A 26,592-nucleotide genomic window follows, 5' to 3' on the forward strand; every position below is an offset into this window, starting at 1 on the left:
CGAGGCGCAATACGCCTTTCGGAGCACCCCCTTCGGGCAAGGCCCGAACCTTCGGGGTGAGCAGTGGTGCTGGAATAATCCGATGAACTCGTGAGATTCCCGAAACTTGGCTCTTTGTGGTGATGGTGCGCCGCCGGGCGCGCGGCTAATCTGCGGCTTCCGGCGGGGCGTATCGCGGGGAAGCCGTTCGGCCATCTTCCCTACCACGTCGCGCCGATCGGTCCTGGCAGCGGTGGAAGAGCAAGGCGGACGATGGCGAAAACCGAGGAAATGGGCCGTCGTGCCACCCGCGGCGTGGCATCGACCGCCGTCTCCCAACTCGTGAAGATATTGGCGACGATGGCGACGACGATCGTCGTCGCCCGCATTCTCTCGCCTTCGGACTACGGCGTGGCGGCCATGGTGGCGCCGCTTACCGGCTTCGTCATGACCGTCCAGAATCTGGGTTTCGCACAGGCCGTGGTGCAGGCGCGAGACCTCGATCCGGAGCATTCTAACGCGCTGTTCTGGCTCAATGTGCTGGTCTCGGCGGCGGCTGCGCTGGTCATGGTCGTACTGTCGCCTGCGGTCGGCGCTTTTTACGGCGATGCGCGGGCGGGATACGTCACTGCGGCCACCGGGCTGACGATCCTGATCACCGGCTTCAAGCTGCAACACCAGGCCCTGCTCAATCGCGAGATGCGCTTCCAAGCGCTGAGCGTGAACGATGTGATCGTGTCCATCGGCACTTTCGTGCTGACCGCGCTGGCGGCGCTGATCCTCCGGAGTTACTGGGCGATCTGGATGGGCATCATGCTCAATGCGGCGATCAGCACGGCGATGATGTGGCGGGCCTGCAAGTGGCGCCCCCGGCTTGGCGCTTCCTTTGCCGGGGTGCGCAAGCTGGCGGTCTTCGGTGCGAACCTGACGGGCTTCAACCTGGTCAATTTCTTCGCCCGCAACCTCGACAACGTCATCATCGCCAAGGCCGAGGGGGCGAACGCGGTGGGACTCTACGACCGTAGCTACAAGCTCATGCTGTTCCCCTTGCAGAACATCAACCAGCCGCTCAGCCGGATCATGTTGCCGGTGCTGAGCCGGGTGCGCGACGAACCCGCACGGTATCGCCGTGTTTACGAGCTGGCCTTGCGGGCCATGGTCCTGGGGGCGATGCCGGGTATCCTGGCGGCGGCGATCTGCAGCGAGGAGCTGGTGCCGCTGCTGCTGGGCGAGCGCTGGGCGGCGGCGAGTCCGATCTTCTTCTGGCTGAGTCTGACCGCGATCGTGCAATGCGTGCCGGATACGACCGGATGGCTCTACATCAGTTCCGGCAATGCCCGGCGCATGATGTACTGGGGGATGTTCTCCAGCACCGTCTCGATCGTCAGCTTCCTGATCGGTGTCCATTGGGGGGCGGTGGGCGTGGCCTGTGCCTATTTCCTCGGCCAGCTCGCCTCGCAGCCGCTGCTCTATTACTTCGCCACGAAGGATACGCCGATCGCGCAGTCCTTCATGTACTTCGTGCAATTGCCCTCGCTGGTCGGCGGGCTGTTTGCCTGGGCTGTGGTTCAGGCCGCGAAAGGCGGCAATATGTCCGCCGTGGGATTGATCGCTCTGGCGGTGATCGCCAGTTACGGCGGCGCGGCTGCGGCGCAGGCCTGCACGAAGGGCGGGCGCTGGGCCATGGGCGAGATGCTGAGTCTCGCTGCAAACCTCCTGCCCGAGCGGCTGCGGCGTAGCCGGGCCTGAGGGGCCGTTTACGGCGTGGCAGTGGACGGCGTTCCCGCAGTAGCGGCTCGGCGAGGCGGCAGCACTCCGGCGTAAAGGAAATTCAGCATCGGCACGCTGCGGACGATCAGCCAGATCGCGAAGGCGGCGGCGAAAGTCGCCGCGCTGATCAGCGACCATTCCAGCCAGACGCCCCATTGCACCCGGTAACCGGCGATGGTGAGGGCGATGGCGATGGGGAGGTGGAACAGATAGACCACCAGTGAGGAATCCACGACCATCCGGACTCCGCGGCGTTCGCGGTGAAAAAAGGTCCGGCCCAGCGCAATCAGCGTCTGCGCCCAGCCGAGCGCGGCGAACCCGCCGGCGCTGCGCTCCAGAATCCAGTTGCGCTGGTGGTCGGCATGGAGCGCGACGGCGGTGGCGGCTAGGGTCAGCGCGATCACGGCGAGGCGCGGCCTGTCGAAAGCGGCGCGGACGGCGGGCGCGCGGTGCAGCACCATGCCGATGACGAAGAAGGGCAGCGCCGCCACGAAGTCGGCTATGCGCAATAGCCCCTGCGCGAGGCCGTCTTCCGGCAGGGCGGAGCGGGCGAGGCCCAGCACGAGCGCGCCGTAGACGGCCAGGCCGGTCGCGGCGAGGAGGAAGGCCGGAAAGAAGCGCCGGGCTGCCAGAGCGTCCCAGCGCTCCGGCAGGGCCATGGTCCGCAGCTTCGGCGCGATGAGACAGGTCAGCGCGGTGAGGGACTGGAGGTAGAGCAGCACGACCAGGAACCAGAGATGGCGCAGCACTGTGCCGGTCGTGGGATAGAGTGCGGCAAGGCCGGGCGGACTGTCCGGTCGCACCGTCGCCGCCAGCCAGTTGAGCACCGGGACGATGGTGACGAGCGAGACGAGCAGCGGCACCCCGAGCCGGACGAAGCGGCCGCGCAGCCAGGCGCGGGCCTCCCGGCGGGCCAGCAGCAGGGCGCTGAAATAGCCGGCGATCAGGAAGAAAGCGGGCATGCGGAAGACATGGATGACATGGGCGAGGTCGGTCATCAGCGGATCGCTCTCCATCACCGGCACCATCCAGGCCCGTCCCGGACGATAGGCGAGCGCGACGTGATAGGGGATGCCGAGCAGCATGAGGCCGCCGCGGACGGCATCCCAATGATGTTCTCGGGCAGCTGGGGGGGAGGCTGGCATCGAATGCCCTTCTGCTGGAGGGGGCGGAGAGCGGGCCGCCATGCTTTGCGGTTTCGCGCGGCGATGCAATTATCCGAAAGGGGCAGTGGTGCGACCTTCGGCGCGCAGAGGGATCAGGTGCGATTCCGTGCGCCCCAGGACGCCACCCGCCGAAAGTTTTCGAGACCGAGTACGGTGGCACCGAGCAGCAGCAGCGGCGATCCCATGGGTAGCGCCCCTCCCAGTTCCACTGCGCGCTGCCGGGCGCGGCGGCCCTGTTCGCGGTCGCCGCGGCGGAAGGCGCCATCGGCCAGCCAGTAGAAGTAGTCGCCCAGAATCTTGCGCCTGCGGGCTTCCTCGATGGCTTCGGTCGGCTGTTCCAGCAGACCTTCCGCCACCGCGATCAGGTCACCGAAAGTGGAGCGGCTCAGCGAGATTCGGTGTGGCGAATCGTGCTGGACATAGACGCCGCAGCCTTGTCGCGAATGACCCGGTCGCGCCCCGGCGAGCAGGGCGCGGCAGACCAGTTCGCCGTCCTGGTTGCGGCGGACGCTTTCCTTCCACCCGCCGATCCCGCGCAGGAACGCCGTACGCCAGAGCACCGCGCAGGGCGGGGTCCATTGTCGGCGCACCAGCCAGCGGTCGAGTAGGTCGGCGGCGTCGATATACCGTTCCTGATGCCGCTCGGCCCGGCCCCGGCTTTCGTCGAGCAGCAGCCAGGGACCGAAAGCGACATCGGCGCCCTGTTCCAGCGCCTGAACGAGGCCTCGCAGCAGGTCGCCCATCACGAAATCGTCGCTGTCGAGGAACATGACCCAGTCGCTCGTCACGGCCTTCAGGCCCCGGTTACGGCTTTTCTGCGCGCCCAGATTGCCGGGGTTGATCGTGATCGTCAGCGATTTGACGTCCAGCGAGGCGAGGGTGGCTTTGGTGGCGGCTTCGGTCGGGCCTTCCTCGTCGTCGATCACCACGATCACTCGGCAGGCGATCCCGGGCTGCGCGAAGACGGACAATACCGCTCTCTCGATGGAATCGGCGGCGCGATAAGCGGGGATCACGACCGTCACTTGTTCCTGTGGCATCGCAATGGCTCCTGCCTTCTGGAAGGTGAGCGCTCCGTCCTTTTATCCGAACGCGCCGGTCAGATGAAGTTGAACTTGAGGCCCTCGGCGAGGGAGGTCGTGTCCGTGACGCGGCCTTGCATTTTTCGCGGCGGCACTTGAGCGCAGCCATGCTGTTTTTCGCGCGTTCCATTGGCTATGCCGGACAGGCGAAAAGGAACCGGGTTCATGGCCGAAAATCACACTGCGGAAGGCAATCTCGAAGGCATCGGCGATTACAAGGGGCCGGCGGGCGGCTGGGGCGCGCTGGGCGCCGTCGCGCGCACGGTGCGCGAGCAGATGAAGGCCAGCCCGGATACCCGCGCGCTGCTACAGATGAATCAGCCCGACGGGTTCGACTGTCCCGGCTGCGCCTGGCCCGACCCCAAGCACACGTCCTCGTTCGAGTTCTGCGAGAACGGTGCCAAGGCGGTGACCTGGGAAGCGACGGTCAAGCGCGTCGATCCCACCTTCTTCGCGCAGCACAGCGTCAGCGAACTCTGGACCTGGAGCGACCACAGGCTGGAGGACGCCGGGCGCCTCACCGAGCCGCTGCGCTACGATCCCGAGACCGACCATTTCGTGGCCCTAAGCTGGGACGAGGCCTTTGCCCGCGCCGGTGCCGTGCTGCGCGATCTGGACGATCCCCATGCCTGCGAATTCTACTGCTCGGGCCGTGCCTCCAACGAGGCGGCATTCCTCTATCAGCTCTTCGCGCGCGAGTTCGGCACCAACAACTTCCCCGACTGCTCGAACATGTGCCATGAGGCGACGAGCGTGGGGCTGCCAAAGTCGATCGGCATCGGCAAGGGCACGGTGACGCTGGAAGACTTCGACCATGCCGATGCGATCTTCTGCATCGGCCACAATCCCGGCACCAACCACCCGCGCATGCTCTCGACCCTCGCTGCCGCCTCCAAGCGGGGGGTGCCGATCGTCGTCGCCAACCCGATGCGCGAGCGCGGGCTGGAGCGCTTCAAGTCGCCGCAGCATCCCACCGAGATGCTGTCCACCCACGCGACGCCGCTGGCTTCGGCCTATCATCAGGTCCGTATCGGCGGCGACATGGCGATGCTCAAGGGCATGATGAAGCTGGTGATCGAGGCCGACGCGCTCGACCATGCCTTCATCGCCGAGCATACCGAGGGGATCGATGCGCTGAGGGCCGATCTCGAAGCGACTTCGTGGGACTGGATCGAGACCACATCCGGCCTGACGCGCGACGCCATCGAGTCGATGGCCAGGGTCTACATCAATGCCGAGCGGGTGATCGTCTGCTACGGCATGGGCATCACCCAGCATCGCCACGGCACCCAGAACGTGCAGTCGATCGCCAACCTGCTGCTGCTGCGCGGCAATTTCGGCAAGGCCGGTGCAGGCATCTGCCCCTTGCGCGGTCACAGCAATGTGCAGGGCGACCGCACCGTGGGCATCACCGAGATTCCCGCCGAAGCGATGCTCGAACGGCTCGATGCGACGTACGGCATCACCTCGCCGCGCGAGCACGGCCACAATGCCGTCGAAGCGCTGGAGGCCATGCGCGACGGGCGCTCGAAGGCGCTGATCGGTCTCGGAGGCAATCTCGCCGTCGCCATGCCAGATCCGGAGGCCTGCTTCGCGGCGGTGCGCAAGCTCGATCTCTCGGTCAGCATCCTCACCAAGTTCAACCGCACCTGCCTGCTCACCGCGAAGGAGACGCTGGTGCTCCCCTGTCTCGGCCGCACCGAGCTGGACGAGCAGGCCACGGGGGCGCAGTTCGTGACCGTGGAAGACAGCATGTCGATGGTTCATGCCTCGCGCGGGAAGCTGAAGGCGCCGGGTCCGCTGGTGCGCTCGGAACCGGCGATCGTTGCCGGTCTCGCCAAGGCGGCGATGCCACGCAGCCTGATCGACTGGGACGCGCTGGTGGCCGATTACGACCGCATCCGCGAGGGGATCGAGCAGGTCTATCCCGACTTCCACGACTTCAACCGCCGCGTCCGCGAGCCGGGCGGCTTCCGCCTGACCATCGCGCCGGATCACCGCGTCTGGAACACCCCCAGCGGCAAGGCGCAGTTCATCGCCCATCCGGTGGAAGTGGAGCAAGGCGCGCGGCCGCTGCTGCTCACCACGATCCGCAGCCACGACCAGTACAACACCACGATCTACAGCCTCGACGATCGTTACCGCGGCGTGACCGGCCGCCGCGACGTGATCTTCGCCAATGAGGTCGATCTGGGCATGCTGGGTCTCGCACATGGCGATCTGGTCGATGTGACCACGACGGCGGGGCGCGTGCTCAAGGGCTTCACGGTGGTCAAGCACGCCATCGCCCGCGGCTCGCTGGCGGCCTATTATCCCGAGGCGAACTGTCTGGTGCCGCTGGAGGATTTCGATCCGGTCAGCGGAACCCCGGCCTACAAGTCGATCCCCGTGGTGATCGCCCGAGCGGCGTGACCCTCTCCCGCCGGGGGAGGAATGTCAGAACGATTTGCGCAAGGAAATCCCTGCAGAAGTCGTGTTCCCCGCCAGCGCATCGAAGCTGCGCGAGGCATAGAGATCGAGGTGCAGGCGGTCCGTCAGCTTCATGTTGGCGCTTACGCCCACTTCCCACCAGGCGTCCGAATAGTGCTGCGCATCGAGCAGGCCGGAGCGGGGAATGTCGTTCAGGTCCTCGAACTGGCCGCCGGTGACTTGCGAGACGGCATTGCTCGTCCAGTTGCGGGAGACCGAGAGACCGGCATAGTGATCGGCGTTCCGGCCGAAGGCATGGTCCACGCGCACGGTGCTGCCGAGCGTCCAGGTCGGCTCGCGGGTTTCGAGGTCGACCAGCCCGGTGAAGTCAGGGGCCGGGCGCAACAGGCGGCCCAGCGCGTAGGAGCCGACGACCGTCGGCGTCACGAACCAGCGCGGCGAGAGCGGGAAGATTCGCCCGAAATCGCCGCCCACCGCGTAATAGGCGCTGCTTCTGGCGCCGGTGCTCTCGCGGCGCGTGCCCCAGTCGGTGGTGATCCGGCCGTAGTCCTGGCGGCCATAGCTGGCCCAGCCGTCCACCACCCAGTTGTCGAAATTGCCGCCCGCGCCGAGCGTGCCGACGTAGTAGTCGGAAGGCAGCGCGGTGAAGGCCTGCATCAATGTGCCGTGGTAGCGCATCAGCCCGCCGCGCACATAGCCGCGCCCGACCTGCCGCGTCAGCGAGAGCGCCTGCCACGACCCGTCGGGGCCGTCGTCGCGGTTGCTCACACCTGCCGAGGCAGTGACCGTCCAGGGTGCGGGTTTCGGCGTTTCGGGTGCCGTATCGTCCGTGCTTTCGGCTTCCGTTACGGTTTCGGCGGCGGTGTCCTGTGCCAGTGCGGCGGGAGCGACGGGCAGGGCGGTCATGCCCGCCGCGAGCAGGCATGCCGGTATCAGACGCGGCATCAGGCGGCCTTTCGCAGGGTCGGGTCGAAGGCCGCCGGCACGGTCACGCGCGCGGCGAAACCGTCTCCGCCATGCACGAAGTTGACATCGCCGCCATGGGCGCGGGCGATCGAGCGGCAGACCGCAAGGCCCAGTCCGGTGCCCTTCTGGCCCGATTTGCGCGCGGTTTCGGAGCGGTAGAACGGCTCGAAGGCGCGGTCGAACTCGTCCTCGGGAATGCCGGGACCGGCATCGACGATCTCGGCCACGGCTTCGCCGTCGAGCAGGCTGACGCGGACCTTGGCGCTATCGCCGTACTTGATGGCGTTCTCCAGCAGGTTGCCGAGCAGGCGGCGGATGCCGACCGGGTCGACCTCGACCGGGATGTGCACATTGTGCTCGATCGTCACCTTTCCGCCCACGAGCTGGGCATCGGCGACGCTGCCGGCGATGAGATCGGCGAAGTCCACCCGCTTGCGCGGCCCCGGCGTGGAGGCGTCGCGGATGAAGGCGATGACCTGGCTGATCATCGCTTCCATCTCGGTCACTTCCTTCAGCAGCCCTTCGCGCTGGTCGTCGGGTACGTCCTCGATGCGGAAGCGCAGGCGGGTGAGCGGGGTGCGCAAGTCGTGGCTGATGGCGCCGACCATCGCCGTGCGGTCGTCCACGAAGGCGCGCAGGCGGAAGCGCATCTGGTTGAAGGCATTGGCGGCGCGGCCGATCTCGGCCGGGCCGGACAGCGGCAGGATCGTTGCCGAAGGATCGCGCCCGAGCTGTTCGGCGGCCTGCGCGAAGTCCTTGAGCGGCACGACGATGCGGCGCGCGAAGAGCCAGGCGAGCGGGCTGATGATCGCCAGCGACAGCGCGAACCACAGCATCACCCGCTTCTGCCAGGCATTGGGGAAAGGCTCGGCGCGCGGGGCGACGGCCAGCCACTGACCGTCTGGCTGGCGGGTTGCGGCGACGAAATCGCCTTCGATGAACGGCGGTGAGGTCAGCGCGAAGAAACTGCCGCCCGAATGGCGGAAGGGGATCGGCTGCGGCTTGCCGGGGATCGCGGGCTGCGGCGTGGTGGCGTTTTCGACAGTGCCTGTGGCCGCGCGCGAAGCGGCAGCGCCGGGTGCAACAGTCGGCGAGGCCAGCGTGACCGGCGGCAAGGGAATCGAGACCGTGACCGGGCGGCTGCTCAGCGTGGGCCGGGCGATCGGTTCCGGCGTGGCGATCGGCAGGGTAGCGCGCGGAATGTCGTTCATGCTCGGCATGGCCGGGGCAGGCAGGCCCGAGCCGAAAGTGCCGCTGCCCACCGGGCCGAGGGCGCCGCCCGGACGCATGCCGGGCGCGATGATCTGGCCGGGCTGGCCATCCTGGTTCGGAATGCCGCTGGAGGGATAGCCGGTGGAGCTGCCGGGGGCACCGGACTGATTACCAGCCCCTTGGCCGGGACTGCCGTTTCCGGGATTCTGTCCACCCGGACGTCCGCTAACTGGATTGGCGCCGCCTGGCCGGGCGCCGCCGGGATTAGCGGCCGGAGAGCCTGGAATCTTGCCGCCGGGCATGGCCGCGCCCGGTACCTGACCGCCGGGGCGCCCGCCGTTCGGCAGGGATGAATGGGGCATCGAGGGCACGCGGGGCATCGTTCCGCCCGGCGGCATCCCACCCGGCATCTGGCCGCCGGGGAAGTGCCCGCCGGGCAGGCCGCCGGGACCTGCCGCGCCGCCGGGCGGCGGGCCGCCGGGGATTGACTGGGCATCGGCCGAGCCGACCAGCAGCGAGGAAATCTCGGTGGTGCGGACGGACTTGGTCTTCAGGATCGCCAGCGGCGAGCGGGTGTTGCTCGGCACCGCGACACCGCCGACCGGAAGCTGGGTATAGAAGGCCAGCACGACGTCCCTGCTGTCGCGCCCGAGACGCTCGGCAAGGGCATCGCGCGAGGATTCGGACACCAGCCAGCCCTGTCCGCTCACATCGGGCGGTCCGACCATCGGCTTGCGCTCCAGCCGGTCGGGGAGGTCCTGGGTGGTGAGGGCGCTGGCGACTTCGTCGATGTTCCAGCGTGCAGTCGGGCTGGGCGGCAGGATCACTGTGAGGCCGAGCGTCACCAACTGGGCGCCGATCAGCGCGCAGACGAGGATGACGATCATCTGCATCGCCAGCGGCAGACCGAGTCGGCCGGTAAGTCGGGGCATGACGGGGCGAGGCAGGCTCATATTCCAGCCATTGCCACGAATTCGCGGCGATTTCGAGCCACGGCATCACTGATCGGTGCGGGTGTCCGGCGATTTTGCGGGGCGGGCTCGGAAGAGAGGGACACTTCCCTACCGAACCCGCTCCGCGCCCCCGCCGTGCGGCACGAAGCCGACTGGCGAGGACGGTCACCTCGGGTCCTGTCCGGCAGCCGTGTCCCCTGCGGTGCCGAAAGGTAAACTCTGTCGCATCGGGCGGCACCCGTGCGTTGCCGCGCCGGGTAACACCGGTTTGTGTCAGTATCGGGTAACAGACCCAACGACACTATCGGGCATATGGTTCCGGGGCCGTCGCAGGACAGGGCGGGTGCGACTACGTGACCTGTCGCTGCGACGGACCCGGCGCCGCTCGGCGCCTTGGCGGTGGCTAACCGAACAGCGGTTCCGGCCGTTCCGGAGGAATGCAGCATTGCGGCGAAAACGACGGGGGGTGTCGCATGTGCCGCGCTGCAGTCCATCCAGGACGGAACCTGACGAACTTGAATGTCCATGGCGCTGCTTCTTGCGGTGCGAGTTTGCCTGCGGATTTCACGAAGATTGCAATGTGGCCGCGATTTTGTCGCAAGCTGTATCCGGGCTGAAATCCGGGTGGAACACGGGGTTCCTATTGGCGCACAATGATCCTAGAACGCGCACCGATGGACCTCGAAACCCGCATCCTCATCGTCGACGACGATGACGGCATCCGCTCGCTCATCAGCGAGTTCCTGGGCAAGCACGGCTATGCCACCGAAACGGCTGCCGATCCGGCCGAAATGCGCGACCATCTCGCGCGCGGGCATTTCGACCTTATCGTGCTCGACGTGATGATGCCGCGCGAGGACGGGCTTACCGCCCTGCGCGGCCTCGGTCCCGATGCCCCGCCGGTCATCATGCTCTCCGCCGTGGGCAGCGATGTCGACCGGATCGTCGGGCTGGAGATGGGGGCGGACGACTATCTGGCCAAGCCCTGCAATCCGCGCGAGCTGCTGGCCCGCATCCGCACCGTGTTGCGCCGCCGCGCCAACATGGGGGCGGTGGAGCGGATCGTCTCGCCTTCCGCGATGCCCGAGCAGCGCCCGGTCAACGACATCCATTCCGGCGAGTGCCTCCATTTCGCCGGGTGGCGCATGGATCTGGGCCTGCGCCTGCTGTTCGATCCGGCCAATCGCGTCATTTCGCTGTCGGACGGTGAGTTCCGCCTGCTCAAGGCCTTTGCCGAGCATCCGCGCCGGGTGCTCACCCGCGACCAGTTGCTCGACTGGTCGCGCGGCGAGGACAGCGATCACTACGATCGCGCCATCGACGTCCAGCTCTCCCGCCTGCGCCGCAAGCTGGCGGAAGGCGACGGCGGCGGCGATATCATCCGCACCGTGCGCAACGAGGGCTACCTTTTCGTCCCGTCGGTTTCCGGAGACATTTCACCTGCGTGACAGACTGCGGCCCGGCGATGAGCCGTGCCGCGACAGAGATGAAATGCTTCTGAAATCCGATCGCAAAGGCGCGCTTCCACTCCTTCTCGTGACTTGATCCGCGACGCCGGTCTCCCGGCCCGTCGCGTGCGTTGCGACACGAGGGGAGATTCGAGATGGAAGACCATGACCATGATGGCGGCCTTGCCCACGACCTGAAGACGATCGGCAGGAACCTGATGGGGCGTCGCCGCGCGCTGGGCATCCTGGCCAGCGCGGGCGGTTTTGCTACCGTGACCGCCTGCGGGGGCGATGACGGTTCGTCTTCTTCCGGTTCCAGCAGTTCGACCGGCTCGACGAGTTCGTCCAGCACGTCGAGCACCAGCTCGACGAGCACCTCCTCGACCAGTTCGTCCACGACGACTTCGGGCGGGACCTCCAGCAGCAGCTGCATCGCCGACCCGACCGAGACCAACGGACCCTATCCGGCGGACGGCACCAACAGCGCCAGCGGATCGACCTCCAATGTGCTGACCGTCAGCGGCGTGGTCCGCTCGGACATCCGCTCCAGCTTCATCAATTCCACCACGACGGCGGACGGCGTCCAGCTGGAACTGACGCTGCAATTGGTGGACGTGAACAACGGCTGCGCCGCCATCGCGGGCGCGGCGATCTATATCTGGCAGTGCGATGCGGCGGGCAAGTATTCGCTCTATTCCAGCGGCGTGACCACCGAGAGCTATCTGCGCGGCGTGCAAGTGACCGATGCCGAGGGCAAGGTGACGTTCACGACGATCTACCCCGCCTGCTATTCCGGGCGCTGGCCGCATATCCATTTCGAGATCTTCACCGGCGGTCTGACTTCCGCGAGCACCGGCCGCACCGCCAGCCTGATCTCGCAGCTGGCCCTGCCCGCCGCGACCAATACCGCCGTCTATACCGGCGATACGCGCTACACCGCCAGCATCGCCAATTACAACGCGATCTCGCTCTCCTCGGACAATGTCTTCGGAGACAACAGCTCGGCCCAGATCGCGCAGATGACGCCCACGCTGAGCGGCAGCCTGACTGCCGGATATACCGGCACCGCGCTTATCGGGATCGCCGCCTGAGGCGGCTCACAGATATCGCCGCCTGAGGCGGGAAACCGGGACCGCCGTTTGACCGGCGACACTCCAGCACGGTCGGGAATGTCCCGGCCGTGCCGAAGTCTTACGCTCATCGAGAGACCTCTTCATCATGAACTCGCTGCAAACCTCTTCCAGCATCGGCGCGCTCGTACTCGCGCTTTCCGCGGCGCCTTCGCTTGCGGCCACGACTGTCTCCACCTCCACCACCAAGGCGCTCGTCACCTCCAGCGCGGGCGACGTGACGGTGACCGAGGACGGTACGATCACTTTGCCCAGCGGCAGCGCGATCACCGTGGACAGCAAGAATGCCGTCGACCTCGAAGGCGCTCTGGCACTGGACGATGCCGATGGCGCCACCGGCATCACCGTCAATGCCGGGACCACTTCGACGATCACCGTGGGCGAGGATGCCACGCTTGCGGTGACCGAGGACTTCGTTCCCGCCGACACCGATTCGAACGGCATCGCCGATGGCTCCATCGCCTCGGCCAGCAACCGCTACGGCATCCACGTCCTGTCGGGGGCGACCACCAGCGGCTCGATCCTCAACGAGGGCACGATCACCGTCGAGGGCCTGAACTCGGGCGGCATCGTCGTCGATTCGGACTATGTGGGCGACATCAAGAACACCGGCACGATCAATGTGATCGGCGACAACTCGGTCGGTATCTCGACCAAGAGCGTCGATGGCGACGTGACGGTGGAAGGCACCGTCTACGCGACCGGCGCGGGTGCCCAGGCGCTTTTGGTGGACGGCGATGTCAGCGGCACCGTGACGATCCAGGGCACCGTCTCGCAGCGCGCTTCCTATACCGACGACGACAGCGCGACGATGGTGCTTTCGCGCGCGGCGCTGCGCTCGGGCGCGGCGGCGGTGGAGATCACCGGCAATGTCGCGGGCGGCATCTATGTCGCGGCGCCCCCGGTCGACAACGACAGCTCCAACGACGACGAGGACAACGACGGCGTCGACGATGACGACGAGGGCACCGGCGCGGTCATGGCCTATGGCAATGGCCCGGCGATCCAGGTCGGCGGCACCAGCGACATCACCGTGGGCGGGGTGTCGAGCAATTCGGGCACTTACTCGATCGCCATCGACGGCTCGGTGGCCTCCAATGCCTATTACAGCAATACTGATGCCTATGGCCTGGTGATCGGCGGGCAGGGGGGCAATGTGACCCTGACGAACGGCATCGGCGTGACCGGCACCCTCAGCGCCACGACTTACGATTCGGCTGCGACGGCGCTGCTCATCAATGCCGGCAGCACTGTGACCAGCCTGTACAACAGCGGCTCGATCGCGGCCTCGATTACCTCGCAGGGCGAAGGCTCCTCCACTGCGATCCGTGACCTGTCGGGCACGCTGACGACGATCGACAACACCGGCTACATCGGCGCGAGCGGATCGAGCACCGACACCCGCACCGCGATCGATCTTTCCGCCAACACCACCGGCGTGACCATCAACCAGTACCTCAACGACGCCGATGCCGAGACCAGTGCCGACTATCTCGAGGACAACGATACCGACACCGATCCTACCGTCTACACCGCGATCGTCGGCAATATCCTGCTGGGCTCGGGGAACGACACCATCAATGCCTCGTCGGGCACGATCACCGGCAACACCCTGTTCGGGGACGGCGACGATACGCTGAATCTCTCGGGCAACACGGTCTATACCGGCGATGTCTACTTCGGCAGCGGGACCGGCACGGCGACGCTGGCGGGAACCTCCAGCTTCGTCGGGACGATGGACTTCGACGGCAACGTCGGCACGCTGACCCTGTCGGGCAGCTCGGTCTATTCGGGGAACTTCGGCAATGCCGACAACCTGACCGTGACGGTGGGAAGCGGCGCCAAGCTGGCGGCCAGCGCTTCCGACAATATCAGCTTCGGCAGCTTGATCGTGAAGTCGGGCGGTTCGCTGGGCGTCTACGTCGATACCGCGGAAGGCACGACTTCGCTCTATTCCGTGGCCAATGCCACGCTGGAGGACGGCGCCAAGATCACCGCCACCGTCACCGACCTCGGCGATGCCGAAGGCACCTACACGGTGCTCACCGCCAGCAGCCTCGACGTGCAGGGCACGCTGAACGCTACCGATACGGACCTGCCGTTCATCTACAACGGCGAAGTCTCGACCGACGCCAACAGTATCTACCTCACCATCGCGCGCAAGACGACCGATGAGCTGGGCCTCACCCGCAGCGAGGCTTCGGCCTGGGATGCGACCTATGCGACGGCCCAGAACGACGACAGCCTGACCTCCAGCCTGCTCCAGGTCGAGGACTCGGCTACGCTTCAGAGCCAGGTCGCCGGTCTTCTGCCCGATCATTCGGGCGGCGTCTTCGATGCCGTGACCCATGGCGATCGCATGGCCGCGCGCCACCTCTCGGACGAGACTTCACTGTTCACGATTTCCGACATCGGTGGCTGGTTCGAGCCGGTCTACTGGCGCACCGCCAAGGATGCCGGTTCGACGGCGGGCTACAAGGCGAACGGCTGGGGCCTCTCCGCCGGTGTCGAGCGCCGGACGAACCTCGGCTACTTCGGCGTGTCCTATGCCTGGCTCCATGGTACTGTGACCGATAACGGCGGCACCGGCGATCTCGGCGTCGGCCAGCACGACCTCGGCCTGTTCTGGCGCACCGCCAAGGGACCGTTCATGGCCTGGGCGCGCATCGGGGCCTCGAAGATATCGGTCGATTCGACGCGGACTTTCACCGGCACGATCGACGATACCGACTTCACCTACTCGGCCGACGGCAAGTGGAGCGGCTGGATGTTCTCGGGTCTTGCCGGTGCGTCCTACCGCTTCCAGATGTCGCGCCGCTTCAACCTGAAGCCCAAGGTCGAGCTGGAGCAGTTCTGGCTGAAGGAAAACAGCTACAGCGAAACGGCGGACAGCGACGCGATCGCCCTCAGCGTGGCCAGCCGCACCAGCAAGATGGCCACGGTGACGCCGACGCTCACCGCATCCTATTCGCTGGGCACGATCTCGCCCGACTGGCGCCCGCTGACTTTCCAGGTGGAGGCCGGTCGGCGCGAAGTGGTTGCGGGCAAGCGGGGCAGCACCACGGCCTGGTTCAACGGCGGCGACACATACGACGCGGGCGAGGCCTTCACCATCACTCCCGAGAGCCTGAAGGGCGCCTGGGTCAGCGAAGTCTCGATGCTGGCGGGCGGCTATGACTTCACCTGGAAGATCACCGCCCGCGCCGAGCGCACCCAGGACGCCACCGACTTCTCGACCCGCGCGTCGCTGAGCGTGGCGTTCTGAGAAAGGCGTTCGGGTGCTGAACTTCCAAGCGCACTAAGGCCGAGATCATCATGGTCGATATCGATTTCACCCGGAATCGATATCGGCCCCCACCCGTGATCCATGCCCCTACCCGTCATCCCCGCGAAGGCGGGGATCCCGCTTTTCTTGCGCCATGGCGATAGGTCGCAGAAAGGCAGCGGGGGGCCCGCCTACGCGGGGGCGACGAGGTTATTTTTGCAATTATGGTGTGCCGTTCAGCACGCCGAACTGCCTACTCGGGCCGCAATTCCGTCAAGCGGCGCTCCCAAGCTAGGGCATGTTCGACGATCGTGCCGAGATCGGCATATTTCGGCTCCCAGGGCAGCGTCGCCTTGATGCGGCGATTGTCCGAGATCAGCGAATCCGGATCGCCCGCCCGGCGGCCCTGCAGGCGGCGGTCGATCGTGCGGTTGGTGACGCGGTCCACCGCGTCCAGCACTTCGAGCACCGAGAAGCCTTGGCCATAGCCGCAGTTCATCGTCAGCGATTCCCCCGGCGCGGCGACCAGCGCTTCAAGCGCCAGGACATGGGCATTGGCGAGGTCCGAGACGTGGATATAGTCGCGCACGCCGGTACCGTCCGGCGTGTCGAAGTCGGTGCCGAACACGCCGACATGCTCGCGCTTGCCCAGCGCCGCTTCCACCGCCACCTTGATGAGGTGCGTAGCGCCCGCCGTCGACTGGCCGGTGCGCGCCTGGGGATCGGCCCCGGCGACGTTGAAGTAGCGCAGCGCGCAGTAGTTGAACGGATGCGCCCGCGATACGTCGCCCAGCATGATCTCGGTCATCAGCTTTGACATGCCGTAGGGATTGATCGGCAGCTTCGGGCTGTCTTCGGTGACCGGGGAAACTTCCGGAATGCCGTAAGTCGCCGCGGTGGAGCTGAAGATGAAGTGCGGCACCCCCGCCTTCACGGCAGCGTCGATCAGGGCGCGGCTCTTGGCGGTGTTGTTGTGATAGTACTTGAGCGGGTTCTCGACCGATTCCGGCACGATGATCGAACCGGCGAAGTGCATCACCGCCTTGATGCCCTGTTCCTCGAAGATCCGCGCGAGCAGCGCCGCATCCTCGATATCGCCTTCGTAAAGGGGCACGCCTTCGGGAATGGCGAAGCGGAAGCCGGTGGTCAGGTTGTCGATCACGGCGACTGACCAGCCCGCATCCTTGAGGGCGAGAACGGCGTGGCTGCCGATGTAACCGGCACCACCGGTAACGAGAACGGGAATCTTGGCGCTCATGGTCTCGCTCTGCTGCATGGCAACCGGGTTGCCGTGGTCTTTCAATATGAGGTCTTTCAATATCCTGTTGGACGGTCGATTCTCTCCGCGCAAGAGGGCAGAAGGGGGGCGGTCTCACCAACCGGGTTCAAGGAATAGGCCGTCATGCTGCGGTGCGTCAAATTGAACTGCCTCCATCGCGGCGCTATCCTTTCGCAAGTGCTAACCAATCAAAGGCGCGCTTTCAGGAGAAATACTGAAATTTAACTGATTTTACGCTTCCTTCGTCAGTTGAATGCCACATGAACGACCGTCGATGCGGCTGTGATCGTTTGTAGGCGCATCGCGGATTCGTTGCCGATGAGCTTTTCGAACCCACCGCACCCCGATCGATTTCGCACTTGCGGAAGAGTTTTGCGACGTGCCGTTTTAGGAGTGGGTCTCGCCGTTTTTGAACAGGGCTCAAGCACTTGCACCCCTATGCTCCGCCGATTACCCGAATAGGTGATTGACTTAGGCCTTATGGAGACGACCGTAAGTGCACTGCACAAGAACGCTTCTCGGGCTCGCTGTCCTTTTTTCCGGCACGCTTCTGGCGGGTTGTACGTCGACGATGACTCGCAACCCGAATGTACCGGTCGGCGAGGCCGCTTATAGGACCATTCCGGCAACGATTCCGGCGCCCACCGTCTATGCGATCGCGCCGAAGGACGTTCTTCAGGTGCGCGTCTTTGGCGAACCCGATCTCTCGGTGGAAAAGGCGCGCGTGGACGAGGCCGGTTTCATCCAGCTTCCTTTCGCCGGACAGGTCAAGGCAGCGGGCCGCAGCGCGCCCGAGGTCAAGGACGAGATCACCGGCATTCTCGCGCGCAAATACCTTAAAGACCCGCAAGTCGCGGTCGCAGTGGACGAGCCGGCACCGCGCTTCGTCACGGTCGAGGGCGAGGTCAAGGTGCCCGGTTCCTTCGAGCTGACCGGCGATACCACGCTGCTGGGCGCGCTGGCGAAGGCGCAGAGTCCTTCGCCCACCGCGAAGCTCGATCAGGTGGTGATCTTCCGGACCATCGACGGGCAGCGCATGGTCGCGCGCTTCGACGTGAAGGACATTCGTGGCGGCGTCAGTCCCGATCCGATCATTATGGACGGCGATCTCGTCGTGGTCGGCAATTCGAAGATCAAGACGCTCTGGCAGGACTTCCTGAAGACGGCGCCGCTCTTCAACGCCTTCGCGGTGATGGCCCGCTGACGGCGGCGGCTGCCTTTCGCCTTTCGGCCATGGCGGCGCGGCGAAAGGATAAGCGATGTTGTATCCTGAAAACGACGGGACTGATCCTATGAACTATCGAGTCGCCTTCCTGTCCCCCGTGCCCTTCTTCAAGGGCGGGGCGGAGCGATCGCTGTTCGACCTGATGGCGAACCCGCATGTCGACCCGCTGCTGGTCGTTCCGGCGGAAGGTCCGGTTTCCGAGCAGGCGGCGAGCCGGGGCATTCCGGTGGAAGTCGTGGATTTCGGGCAGGTCGCCGCGATCCGGCGGCCGGTGCGACCCTCCAGCGTCGGCGCGGCGGTGGGCGACTGGATCGGCGCCGCGCGCAGGCTCAAGGACGTGACCAAGCGCCACGGCGCGCAGATCGTGCATAGCAACGGGCTGAAGGCGCACTGCATCGCGGGGCTTGCCCGCAAGCTCGGCGGCGAGGCCTGCGTGTTCCACCTCCGCGACATCGCCGTTCGCGGGTCCGAGCGGCTGATCTGGAAAAGTCTGGCGCGCAGCTCCGACCACACCGTGCTCGTCAGCCGCGCCTGCTGGCCGGGTGAGGCGCTGCCGCAGAACGTCTCGGTGGTGTTCAACGGCGTAAAGCGCGACGATGTGCCCCAATCCTTCCATGCGCGCGCTGCGGAAGGCGGGCTGGTCGTCGGCATCTGCGGGCGCATCCATCCGTTCAAGGGCCACCATGTCGCGCTCGACTGGCTCGGCGCCGCGCATCGGCGCGGACAACGCATCACCCTGCTGGTGCGCGGCGAGGCGGAAGAGGAAGACCGGCCCTATCTCGAAAGCCTGAAGCGTCAGGCCGAGGCGCTCGGCCTCAAGGACTTCGTCCGTTTCGAGGGCCGCTTCGAAGGACTGGCGGCGATCTACAACGGCATCGACGCCGTGCTCGTCCCCTCCGAGACGCCCGATCCGCTGCCGCGTTCGGTGATGGAGGCAATGTCGATGGGCCTGCCGGTGGTCGGCTACCCGGCGGGCGGTATCGTAGAGATGATCGACCATCGCGAGAACGGCTGGCTGGCAGGCGATGCCGAGGCGTTCTGCACGGCGATGGAGGAAATCTCCAGCCTCGGCCCGATGCTTGTCGAACTCCAGAAGCGCGCCGCGCGCACGGTGGCGGAGCGCTTCGGCATGGAGCGCATGCACCGGCAGGTGAACGATGTTTATTCCGCGGTGCTCGGCAGGTGATGCGCTGGTGGCAGGATAGCGGCGGCCTCGGTTCGGCACGGCGCCGCGCCCGGCGCGCGCGCCTGCGCAACGGGGTGCTGGCGGGGGCGTTGCTGCTCAGCCCCGGTGCCTTACTGGCCGCTGCCCTGCTGCTCCAGCCCGCCGCCGTTCGTTCCGAGCGCCATGTCGCCGCGCCTGTCGGGCAAGTAGTGGGCATTGCGGGCAACAATCTGACCCCCGCCGATCTCGACCGCGTGGCGGCGCTGGGGCTGCACTATGTGCGCAGCGATTTCAGCTGGGCGGGGACCGAGCGCAAGCCCGGCACTTACGACTTCGGCGCCTATCTGGAGTTCGCGCGCGAGGTTCATGCGCGCGGGATGCGCCCGCTGTTCATCCTCGACTACGGCAACCCGGTCCACACGCCTTTCACCAAGATCCAGTGGCGCGGGCGTGACGAGCGGCGCACCTCGCCGCCGGTCGCCCCGGACCAGATCAAGGCCTACAGCGACTGGGCCGCTGCCGCTGCCAAAGCCTTTGCGGCCTACGATCCGATCTGGGAAGTCTGGAACGAGCCGGACCATCCCCGGTTCTGGCCGCCCAAGCCGGATGCCGCTGCCTATGGCCGCATGGCGCTCGCTGCCTGTCAGGCGATCCGCGGCGCCGACGGTTCCGCCGAAGTCTATGGCCCCGCCGCTTCCAAATGGGTGGACGGCGCGTTCCTTTCGGCGCTGGCCGGATCGAAGGCCGTGACCTGCTTCAGCCGGATCAGCGTCCACCCCTACCAGATGACCGGCGACGCCACTCGCGACGCGGCGCTCTGGGACGGCCTGCGCCGCCGGATCGCGGCAGGCGGGCAGGTAAAGACACCCCGGATCGCCAATTCCGAATGGGGCCGCCCGGTCGTCGGCCGCGTCGACGATCAGGCGCAGGCGCGCTACCTCGTGCGCACGCTGGTCTCGGCACTGGCGGCGGATGTGGCGCCGAACATCTGGTATTCGTGGAAGGACGCGGGCAGCGATCCCGACTACGACCAGCACCACTTCGGCCTGCTGCTGCCGAATGGCACGCCCAAGCCCGCCTATTTCGCCTTGCAGACGCTGCTGAAGGAACTCGGTGCGATGCGCTATGCCTGCCCGGTCCAGCGCGCCGGGGTGGAAGGCGCGATCTTCTCGGGCGGCAGCGCGGCAGAGGCACTGGTCTGGGCCAAGACCGGCGCGGCCCTGCTGGAACCGGCGAAGCTGGTGCCTTCCGGCTGGAAGCTCGCAGGGCTTCTGGACATGACCGGCAAGGCCCTCCCCACCGGCGAGCAGCGGCTGAGCAATGCCCCTGTCTATTTGCGCCTGCGCCCCGCCTCCAGCGGCGCGCGACCGGCGCTGAACTGCCCGCAAAACCCATGAGCGATATGAGCACTGCACCTCGCAACGGAGACAGCACGTCCATGACGTCCCGACGAATTCTCTTCATCATCCGCTCTTACCGGCCCGATCAGGTGGGCGGCGGCGCCAAGTCCGTGCAGACGCTGGCCGAGGGCCTCGTCGAGCGCGGCCATGACGTGCACATCCTGCGCCTCGCCCCGCGCGGAGAGGAAGCCGCGACCTTGCGGGCGGGGCTGGAGGCCGGGGTGACCGGGCCGGGCAAGCCGACGCTCCACGTCCTGCCGATCCGCAACATCTACTGGCCCTACGACAAGCGCCGCCGCTCGCCCGCAATGAAGGCGGTCTGGCACACGCTGGACCTCTGGAACTTCCGCGCCGCGCGCGACGTGCGGCAGATGCTGGACATCATTCGTCCCGACGTGGTCAACACCAGCATCATCGACGGTTTCTCCACCGCGATCCTGCGCGAGGCCAAGCGCAGCGGCGCGCGGCTGATCCATACGATGCGCGATTACTACCTGATCTGCAGCCGCTCCGGCATGTACCGCGCGGGCGAGAACTGCACCTCGCTCTGTTCGGGCTGCAAGGTGGTGGCCGGCGTCAACCGCCGCCAGACGCGCAATGTCGACATGTTCCTGTCCAATAGCGCCTTCGTCGCCGAGACCCACCGCCGCCACGGCGCCTTCGGGGACGACAAGCCCTGCGCGGTGCAGTGGAACGTCAACGACCGGCCGCTGGTGCCCGAGGCGAGGGCACTGGCCGACGGCGCGCCGATGGTGTTCGGCTATATCGGCCGCCTCGCCCCTACCAAGGGCGTGGAGAAGCTGATCGAGGCCGTCCGCCAGCTGCCGCAGGGCGGTCGTCCCTGGTCGCTGGTTATCGCGGGCGACGGCGAACCCGGCTATGTCGATGGTCTGAAGGCGCAGGCGGCAGGCGATCCGCGCGTGAAGTTCCTCGGCTGGCAGGCGGCGGAAGACTTCTACGGCGCGGTCGACGTGGTGATCTGCCCCTCGGTCTACAACGAGCCGCTGCCCCGCGTGATCTACGAGGCCTATGGCTTCGCGCTGCCGGTCGTGGCCTCGCGTGTCGGCGGCAATCCCGAAGTCGTCACGCCCGGCGAGACCGGCGAGCTTTACGACGGCGAGGACGCGGCCGAACTGGCCGAGAAGATCCAGCACTTCCGCACACTTCCGGCCGAGACTTATGCGCATTACAGCGCGGGCGCGCTCGACATGGGCGGCGTCTTCACCTCGGGCGCGGTGATCGACCGCTACGAGAGCCATCTGGAGAAGCTGTTCGATGCGGCCTGAGCGTGAAATGGCCGTGACCTTCGGGGAAGCGCCGCCGCTTCCTTCCGTGCCGACACGCCTGCCGGTGGGACGGATGAGTCCCAGCAGCGGCGTGCTGCGCGCCTGGCAGCGCATGAGCGCGCTCTGGGCCTCGGGACCGGCAGGGCGCTTGCTCGCACGGGCGATCCGGGGACATATCCGGCGCGCCTATGGCTGCTACATCGCGCCGACGACGAAAGTGGGCGAGGCGGTCTACCTGCCGCATCCGGTGGGCGTAGTGATCGGCGACAATGCCGTGATCGCGGACGGCGTGACGATCTACCAGAACGTCACCATCGGTCAGGACGGTGCGGCCGGGCGCTGCCCGCGCATCGGCGCCGGGGCGACGATCTTCGCGGGCGCCACCGTGATCGGCGATATAGAGATCGGCGCGGGCGCGGTGATTGGCGCCAATGCCGTGGTCAAGACTTCGGTTCCGGCGGGACATATCGCCGTGGGTGTGCCCGCGCGCATCCTGCCGCCTCGCTCGCAGGTGCTGCGATGAGCGGCACACGCGCGATGGAAGGCGCAGGCCTCGTCTCGCTGTGGCAGCGCATGTGCCGCCTGCACGCGCACGGCGGTGCGAGCCGGGCCATGGCGACCATGATCCGGCGCTACATCCACTGGCGCTACGGCTGCCACATCTCCCCGCTTTCGCGCCCGGCGGGCTGGATCAACCTCCCCCATCCGGTGGGCATCGTGGTCGGCCACAACGTCGAGATCGGCGAGAACGCGACGATCTACCAGAACGTCACGCTCGGCCAGTCGGGGCGCGGGGAAGGCTATCCGGTGATCGGCGCGGATGCGGTGATCTATGCCGGAGCCGTGGTCGTCGGGCCGCTGCGCATCGGCCGGGGCAGCCGGATCGGCGCCAATTCCGTGGTCCTCAGCGATGTGCCGGAAGGTGCCACTTCGGTCGGTGCCCCGGCGCGGATCGTGACGCCGAAGCACAAGGACCTCTCGGCTGCATGAAGGCCCGGCTCATGAAATTGGGGCGCATGAAGCTTTCCAAAGGCGCGATCACCACCGCGGCGCTCGGCATTTCCAGCGGGCTGAACTTCCTCTCGCTGATCGTCTGGACGCACCTGCTCAGCCCCGCCGAGTTCGGCACGTATGCGCTCGTCTCGGCGACGGTGCTGTTCCTCAATGCCGCGATCTTCGAGTGGCTGCGCCTCACTGCCTCGCGTCTGCTCTACGATCCCGCCGCCGAGCACCAGCTCAATCCGGACATCGCCAATGCGCTTTCGATGGTCGGCCTCGGGCTGATCCTGCTGCTGCTGCCGGTGGCGCTGTCGCTGCGCGCGTTCCAGATCCATTTCCTCGGCGTCGCGCCGGACTGGTGGCCGGCCATGTGGCTCTGGCTGTTCTCGGAAATGCTCTTTGCGATCAGCACCGTCACCGCGCGCCTGCGCCTGCTGAGCTGGCGTTTCTTCGCGATGATGACGCTGCGCTCCTCGCTCTCGCTGGCGGTGGGTGCGGTGCTCGTGTGGTTGTTCGACATGGGCGCGCTGGGCGTGGCCCTGGGCATCCTCGGCGCGCAAATCGGCTGCGCAGTGCTCGGCAACGTGACCGACGCCGCCTGGCGAGGACTGCGGCCCTTCCGCGCCCGCCGTGCCGACCTCCAGGAAATCATGCGTTACGGCGCGCCGCTGATCGTCAGCTCCGGCCTCGGCTATGCCAGCGCCGTGGCGGACCGCTACATTGTCTCCTCCACGCTCGGCAAGGCGGCGGTCGGGCAATACTCGGTCTCGGTCGACCTCATGCAGAAGACCGTCATCTTCCTGATGCTGGCGGTCAACCTCTCGGCCTATCCCGCCATCGTCCGCGCCTTCGAGAAGGACGGGCGCGAGGCGGGCGAGAAGATCCTGGCCGAGAACTTCATCATCTACCTGATGATCGGCGCCCCGGCGGCGGCTATCCTGGCGGCGCTCTCGCCCGGCGTGGCACGGCTCTTCGTCGGCCCCTCGTTCCGCGACACCGTGGCGATGCTGCTGCCCTACGTGGCGATCGCGGCGATCCTGAAGGCGCTGACGACCTTCCACCTCTCGGTCGCGCTGCAACTGGTCAAGAAGACCCGGCTGCTGATCATATCGCCCGCCGTCAATCTGGCGCTGCTGGTGCCGAGCGGCATCATCGGCGTGAAGCTGGCGGGCCTCACCGGCATGGCGATCGGCATCGCCATCTCGCAGATCGGCAGCTTCGCGCTGTTCTATCTGGTGGTGAGCCGCCATGTCCGCACCCCGCTGCTGACGCGCGCCTCGCTCTTCGTGGTCGTACTCTCGCTGGCGCTCGGCGCGGCGCTGGTTCCGCTCAGGGGCTTCAGCGAGCCGGTCGCCTGTCTCGGCCTGCTCGGTGCGGCAGGGGTCGTCTACTGCCTGGTGATCTGGCGCGGTCGCGGCTGGATCATGCGCAATAGTCAAGGCTGGAGCCCGGCGTGAAGGCGGACGCCTATCCTCGGCCCATTCCGCCGCGACCCGCTCCCGCCCCGCGCCGGTCCGACAAGCGTAGCTTCGCCGCGCTCCTGACCGTGCTGACCGGCGGTGCCGTGCTGCTGATCATGGCGCGCGAGGTCTTCGGCGGGGCGGCGCGCTACTACTTCGACCGCTTCGGCCTTGGCCCGCTCTGGTTCGTTCCCGATCTCGCGGTGATTGCGGTGGTTCTGATGCGGCTGCTGCTCGCCGCCGTGACCCTGCGCCTGCCGACGCCGCTGATCTGGCTCTTCGCCGCGACTGGCGTGCAGGTGGCGGTCGGCGTGGTCGTCTATCAAAATCCGGTTGCGGTGTTCTCCGGCTTCAAGCTGCTCTGCCCGGTGATCGCCGTGCTCATGCTGCCGCCGGGCTATATCAACGCGAAATGGTGGCGCACGGTCTGCCTCGTGCTGCTGGTCATGGGCATCGCCGGGGTCGCCGCCGATACCCGCATGACGATGCCCTGGACCGGCTATTCGGTCTCGCAGTTCGGCGTCGAGCGCGAAGCGGGCCGCGAGTGGTGGATTCACGGTCAGGAGCGCATCGCCGGGCTCGGCGCCGCCAGCAGCGCCTCGGCCAGTATCCTGCTGCTGCTGGCGCTGATCGTGCTGCGACAGGCGCGTAACTGGCAAATGCGCCTGCTGATCTACGTGGCGACGCTCTGGGCGCTGAACACCACGACCTCGCGTACCAACCTGATCGCACTGGCCGTGGCCATGCTGGTCGATTTCTGGCCCTGGCACTGGTTCCAGAACCTCGGGCCGGGCCGCAAGTCGTTGGGCGCGCTGCTCTCGATCTGCTTCTTCCTGCCCGCGCTCGCCGGGCTGTGGCTGCTGGCGATCGACGGCGTGGGCGAGATATCCGTGGGCATGAGCAGTACGGTCGTGCGCCTCCACGTCACCTGGCCGGGGGTCTGGGACATGATCGTGGACGGCGGCCCCGCCACCGCGCTGCTCGGCCACGGCTTCGGCTCGGTCGGCCCGGCGGCGTTCTACACCGGAGTCTATGTCTCGCCGTTCAGCGCGGTCGACAACCTGTTCCTCTACATCCTCTACCAGTTCGGCCTGTTCGGGGTGCTGATGGGGGTGGAACTGATCCGCAGGCTCGTGCGCATTCCCCGGCCGGACCGCCATATCGGCTTCGTGATCGCGATCCTTTCGGCGACGATCAACTGCCAGGGCGCCGCGCCGCTGGTGCTGATCGGCCTCGCCGCGTCGCTGGGCGCCTATCCGGCGCTGGCGAACACCGCGCGAGATGCTGGGCGCAAGGCGATCCGCCTGCTTCCCAAACCGAACACCTGGCAGCCCCGAACCCTGTGATGACGCAGCGAGGAACCCATGAGAATTAAGGGGCTGGACGCCGCGCGCGGTGCGGCCATCGTCTTCGTCGTGTTCGGCCATGTCTGGCGCGGACTGGACGGGCAGGGGCTGGTCGAACCGCGCCTGTTCGAGACGATCGACCGCGCGGTCTATCTCTTCCACATGCCGGTGTTCTTCCTGATCTCCGGCATGCTGTTCAAGGCGCCCGAGACGCTGCGCGGCGGTCTTTCGCGCAGCGCCGTGAACCTGCTCTGGCCGATGTGCCTCTGGGCCTGGGCCGAGGGCTGCGTCCATCTCGTGACCGGCGCGGGCAACAAGGGGCGGATCTCGCCCTTCGAAGTGCTGACCTACCCGTTCCCGCCCAAGAGCGTGTTCTGGTTCCTGCTCGCGCTGTTCCTGTTCCAGGCGGCAGCGATTGTCCTGCGCGGCCGTCTCGCGGCGACGGCCATCGCTTTGGGTAGCATGGCAGTGGTCGTGCTGGCGCAGCCGCAGGGCCTGACCGGCCAGATCGTCCAGCACGCGCCGTTCTTCTTCGTCGGCCTGTTGGCGGGCACGCGCTGGCTGGAAAAGGGCCTGCCGCTCATGGCCTGCCTCGCCGCATTCGTGGCGGCGGAAGCGGTTGCCTGGGCGCTGGCGGTCTCCCCCTTCGACACCGTTCCCGCTTACCTTTGCGGCTTCGTGGCCTGCGTGGGTTTCCTCGGAATCTGCCTGAGCGGACCCGCTTTCGGGCGTAAACTCGGCGAGCGGACGATGCCGATCTACCTCACCCACATCATCTTCGCGGCGGGTATGCGCGTGGTGCTGACGCGGCTCGGGCTGAAGGATGTGGCGACGGTCGTGCTGGTCTCGACCGCCGCAGGCGTGGTGCTGCCGCTGATCCTGTTCGAGATATCGCGGCGTCTCGGCGTGGCGGGCATTTTGGGCTTCGAACCACTGCGAAAGCGCCGAGCGGACGACAGGACCACCACCCGGAATCCCGCTCAGCCTGAGCTTGTCGAAGGCCCCTCGGCAGGGCGCAGCGCCTGATCCTT

At 66.8% G+C, this 26,592-nt stretch carries 20 protein-coding genes; 14 read left to right on the plus strand and 6 right to left on the minus strand.

Annotation, left to right across the window (positions count from 1 at the left end; genetic code table 11):
• Positions 1 to 252 precede the first annotated feature (252 nt).
• Positions 253 to 1,728, plus strand: a complete 1,476-nt coding sequence (locus ACZ1II_RS10375; protein ID WP_465146355.1) for a lipopolysaccharide biosynthesis protein — start codon at positions 253 to 255, stop codon at positions 1,726 to 1,728.
• Positions 1,729 to 1,736: 8 nt separating this feature from the next.
• Here the strand turns inward: ACZ1II_RS10375 and ACZ1II_RS10380 are convergent, their stop codons facing one another.
• The 3 genes from ACZ1II_RS10380 to ACZ1II_RS10390 all read right to left on the minus strand — a co-directional run bounded on the left by ACZ1II_RS10380 (position 1,737) and on the right by ACZ1II_RS10390 (position 4,164).
• Entirely contained in the window at positions 1,737 to 2,894 is a 1,158-nt protein-coding gene (locus tag ACZ1II_RS10380) for an acyltransferase family protein (protein ID WP_465146356.1), read from the minus strand.
• A 113-nt stretch (positions 2,895 to 3,007) separates the two neighbouring features.
• Positions 3,008 to 3,955 (minus strand): glycosyltransferase family 2 protein, encoded by a 948-nt coding sequence (locus ACZ1II_RS10385; protein WP_465146357.1) that lies wholly within the window; start codon positions 3,953 to 3,955, stop codon positions 3,008 to 3,010.
• A 59-nt stretch (positions 3,956 to 4,014) separates the two neighbouring features.
• Positions 4,015 to 4,164 (minus strand): hypothetical protein, encoded by a 150-nt coding sequence (locus ACZ1II_RS10390; protein ID WP_465146358.1) that lies wholly within the window; start codon positions 4,162 to 4,164, stop codon positions 4,015 to 4,017.
• Between ACZ1II_RS10390 and ACZ1II_RS10395 the strand changes: the two genes are divergently transcribed.
• The gene (locus ACZ1II_RS10395; protein ID WP_465146359.1) at positions 4,163 to 6,409 is read left to right on the plus strand and encodes an FdhF/YdeP family oxidoreductase; all 2,247 of its coding nucleotides are present in this window, start codon (positions 4,163 to 4,165) and stop codon (positions 6,407 to 6,409) included. The two genes, ACZ1II_RS10390 and ACZ1II_RS10395, sit on opposite strands and share 2 nt — an antisense overlap.
• 24 nt (positions 6,410 to 6,433) lie before the next feature.
• Here ACZ1II_RS10395 and ACZ1II_RS10400 read toward each other — a convergent pair whose 3' ends face one another.
• Together ACZ1II_RS10400 and ACZ1II_RS10405 are read right to left on the minus strand one after the other, a co-directional pair.
• On the minus strand, positions 6,434 to 7,372 hold the full coding sequence (locus ACZ1II_RS10400) for an autotransporter domain-containing protein (RefSeq protein WP_465146360.1): 939 nt from the start codon (positions 7,370 to 7,372) through the stop codon (positions 6,434 to 6,436).
• Positions 7,372 to 9,558, minus strand: coding sequence for an ATP-binding protein (locus ACZ1II_RS10405; RefSeq protein WP_465146361.1), 2,187 nt, complete (start codon positions 9,556 to 9,558; stop codon positions 7,372 to 7,374). Before ACZ1II_RS10405 ends, ACZ1II_RS10400 begins: the two co-directional genes overlap by 1 nt.
• A 653-nt stretch (positions 9,559 to 10,211) precedes the next feature.
• On the opposite strand from ACZ1II_RS10405, the gene ACZ1II_RS10410 reads away from it, so the two are divergent.
• The 3 genes from ACZ1II_RS10410 to ACZ1II_RS10420 all read left to right on the plus strand — a co-directional run bounded on the left by ACZ1II_RS10410 (position 10,212) and on the right by ACZ1II_RS10420 (position 15,401).
• Positions 10,212 to 11,006, plus strand: a complete 795-nt coding sequence (locus ACZ1II_RS10410) for a response regulator (RefSeq protein ID WP_465146362.1) — start codon at positions 10,212 to 10,214, stop codon at positions 11,004 to 11,006.
• Between the two features lie 155 nt (positions 11,007 to 11,161).
• Entirely contained in the window at positions 11,162 to 12,097 is a 936-nt protein-coding gene (locus tag ACZ1II_RS10415; protein WP_465146363.1) for a dioxygenase family protein, read from the plus strand.
• 127 nt (positions 12,098 to 12,224) lie between these two features.
• A complete protein-coding gene (locus ACZ1II_RS10420) occupies positions 12,225 to 15,401 on the plus strand; it encodes an autotransporter outer membrane beta-barrel domain-containing protein (protein WP_465146364.1) in 3,177 nt (1,058 codons plus the stop codon).
• A gap of 253 nt (positions 15,402 to 15,654) precedes the next feature.
• On the opposite strand, the gene galE is transcribed toward ACZ1II_RS10420, so the two are convergent.
• The gene (galE, locus tag ACZ1II_RS10425) at positions 15,655 to 16,659 is read right to left on the minus strand and encodes a UDP-glucose 4-epimerase GalE (protein ID WP_465147278.1); all 1,005 of its coding nucleotides are present in this window, start codon (positions 16,657 to 16,659) and stop codon (positions 15,655 to 15,657) included.
• A gap of 592 nt (positions 16,660 to 17,251) precedes the next feature.
• On the opposite strand from galE, the gene ACZ1II_RS10430 reads away from it, so the two are divergent.
• From ACZ1II_RS10430 to ACZ1II_RS10470, 9 genes are all read left to right on the plus strand, one after another.
• The gene (locus tag ACZ1II_RS10430) at positions 17,252 to 17,884 is read left to right on the plus strand and encodes a polysaccharide biosynthesis/export family protein (RefSeq protein ID WP_465146365.1); all 633 of its coding nucleotides are present in this window, start codon (positions 17,252 to 17,254) and stop codon (positions 17,882 to 17,884) included.
• An 88-nt stretch (positions 17,885 to 17,972) separates the two neighbouring features.
• A complete protein-coding gene (locus tag ACZ1II_RS10435) occupies positions 17,973 to 19,091 on the plus strand; it encodes a glycosyltransferase family 4 protein (protein WP_465146366.1) in 1,119 nt (372 codons plus the stop codon).
• Entirely contained in the window at positions 19,091 to 20,467 is a 1,377-nt protein-coding gene (locus ACZ1II_RS10440; RefSeq protein ID WP_465146367.1) for a hypothetical protein, read from the plus strand. Before ACZ1II_RS10435 ends, ACZ1II_RS10440 begins: the two co-directional genes overlap by 1 nt.
• Positions 20,468 to 20,508: 41 nt before the next feature.
• On the plus strand, positions 20,509 to 21,756 hold the full coding sequence (locus ACZ1II_RS10445) for a glycosyltransferase family 4 protein (RefSeq protein ID WP_465146368.1): 1,248 nt from the start codon (positions 20,509 to 20,511) through the stop codon (positions 21,754 to 21,756).
• Positions 21,746 to 22,279 (plus strand): serine O-acetyltransferase, encoded by a 534-nt coding sequence (locus ACZ1II_RS10450; RefSeq protein ID WP_465146369.1) that lies wholly within the window; start codon positions 21,746 to 21,748, stop codon positions 22,277 to 22,279. Before ACZ1II_RS10445 ends, ACZ1II_RS10450 begins: the two co-directional genes overlap by 11 nt.
• Positions 22,276 to 22,746, plus strand: a complete 471-nt coding sequence (locus ACZ1II_RS10455; RefSeq protein ID WP_465146370.1) for a serine O-acetyltransferase — start codon at positions 22,276 to 22,278, stop codon at positions 22,744 to 22,746. The genes ACZ1II_RS10450 and ACZ1II_RS10455 overlap by 4 nt, the downstream gene beginning before the upstream one ends.
• Positions 22,747 to 22,772: 26 nt before the next feature.
• Complete coding sequence (locus tag ACZ1II_RS10460) at positions 22,773 to 24,212, plus strand: lipopolysaccharide biosynthesis protein (protein WP_465146371.1); 1,440 nt, start codon at positions 22,773 to 22,775, stop codon at positions 24,210 to 24,212.
• Positions 24,209 to 25,561 (plus strand): O-antigen ligase family protein, encoded by a 1,353-nt coding sequence (locus tag ACZ1II_RS10465; RefSeq protein WP_465146372.1) that lies wholly within the window; start codon positions 24,209 to 24,211, stop codon positions 25,559 to 25,561. The genes ACZ1II_RS10460 and ACZ1II_RS10465 overlap by 4 nt, the downstream gene beginning before the upstream one ends.
• A gap of 18 nt (positions 25,562 to 25,579) precedes the next feature.
• The gene (locus ACZ1II_RS10470) at positions 25,580 to 26,587 is read left to right on the plus strand and encodes an acyltransferase family protein (RefSeq protein ID WP_465146373.1); all 1,008 of its coding nucleotides are present in this window, start codon (positions 25,580 to 25,582) and stop codon (positions 26,585 to 26,587) included.
• Positions 26,588 to 26,592: the final 5 nt, after the last annotated feature.

Source organism: Novosphingobium sp. BL-S-20 (genome assembly GCF_055521635.1).

Excerpts from the sequence above, each read along its gene's own strand:
- ACZ1II_RS10385 (WP_465146357.1), bottom strand. The coding sequence starts at position 3,955 with ATGCCACAGGAACAAGTGACGGTCGTGATCCCCGCTTATCGCGCCGCC.
- ACZ1II_RS10375 (WP_465146355.1), top strand. The coding sequence starts at position 253 with ATGGCGAAAACCGAGGAAATGGGCCGTCGTGCCACCCGCGGCGTGGCA.
- ACZ1II_RS10380 (WP_465146356.1), bottom strand. The coding sequence starts at position 2,894 with ATGCCAGCCTCCCCCCCAGCTGCCCGAGAACATCATTGGGATGCCGTC.
- ACZ1II_RS10405 (WP_465146361.1), bottom strand. The coding sequence starts at position 9,558 with ATGAGCCTGCCTCGCCCCGTCATGCCCCGACTTACCGGCCGACTCGGT.
- ACZ1II_RS10430 (WP_465146365.1), top strand. The coding sequence starts at position 17,252 with ATGACTCGCAACCCGAATGTACCGGTCGGCGAGGCCGCTTATAGGACC.
- ACZ1II_RS10390 (WP_465146358.1), bottom strand. The coding sequence starts at position 4,164 with ATGAACCCGGTTCCTTTTCGCCTGTCCGGCATAGCCAATGGAACGCGC.
- ACZ1II_RS10440 (WP_465146367.1), top strand. The coding sequence starts at position 19,091 with ATGCGCTGGTGGCAGGATAGCGGCGGCCTCGGTTCGGCACGGCGCCGC.
- ACZ1II_RS10455 (WP_465146370.1), top strand. The coding sequence starts at position 22,276 with ATGAGCGGCACACGCGCGATGGAAGGCGCAGGCCTCGTCTCGCTGTGG.
- ACZ1II_RS10410 (WP_465146362.1), top strand. The coding sequence starts at position 10,212 with ATGATCCTAGAACGCGCACCGATGGACCTCGAAACCCGCATCCTCATC.
- ACZ1II_RS10400 (WP_465146360.1), bottom strand. The coding sequence starts at position 7,372 with ATGCCGCGTCTGATACCGGCATGCCTGCTCGCGGCGGGCATGACCGCC.
- ACZ1II_RS10470 (WP_465146373.1), top strand. The coding sequence starts at position 25,580 with ATGAGAATTAAGGGGCTGGACGCCGCGCGCGGTGCGGCCATCGTCTTC.
- ACZ1II_RS10415 (WP_465146363.1), top strand. The coding sequence starts at position 11,162 with ATGGAAGACCATGACCATGATGGCGGCCTTGCCCACGACCTGAAGACG.
- ACZ1II_RS10445 (WP_465146368.1), top strand. The coding sequence starts at position 20,509 with ATGACGTCCCGACGAATTCTCTTCATCATCCGCTCTTACCGGCCCGAT.
- ACZ1II_RS10420 (WP_465146364.1), top strand. The coding sequence starts at position 12,225 with ATGAACTCGCTGCAAACCTCTTCCAGCATCGGCGCGCTCGTACTCGCG.
- ACZ1II_RS10395 (WP_465146359.1), top strand. The coding sequence starts at position 4,163 with ATGGCCGAAAATCACACTGCGGAAGGCAATCTCGAAGGCATCGGCGAT.
- ACZ1II_RS10450 (WP_465146369.1), top strand. The coding sequence starts at position 21,746 with ATGCGGCCTGAGCGTGAAATGGCCGTGACCTTCGGGGAAGCGCCGCCG.
- ACZ1II_RS10460 (WP_465146371.1), top strand. The coding sequence starts at position 22,773 with ATGAAGCTTTCCAAAGGCGCGATCACCACCGCGGCGCTCGGCATTTCC.
- ACZ1II_RS10435 (WP_465146366.1), top strand. The coding sequence starts at position 17,973 with ATGAACTATCGAGTCGCCTTCCTGTCCCCCGTGCCCTTCTTCAAGGGC.
- galE (WP_465147278.1), bottom strand. The coding sequence starts at position 16,659 with ATGAGCGCCAAGATTCCCGTTCTCGTTACCGGTGGTGCCGGTTACATC.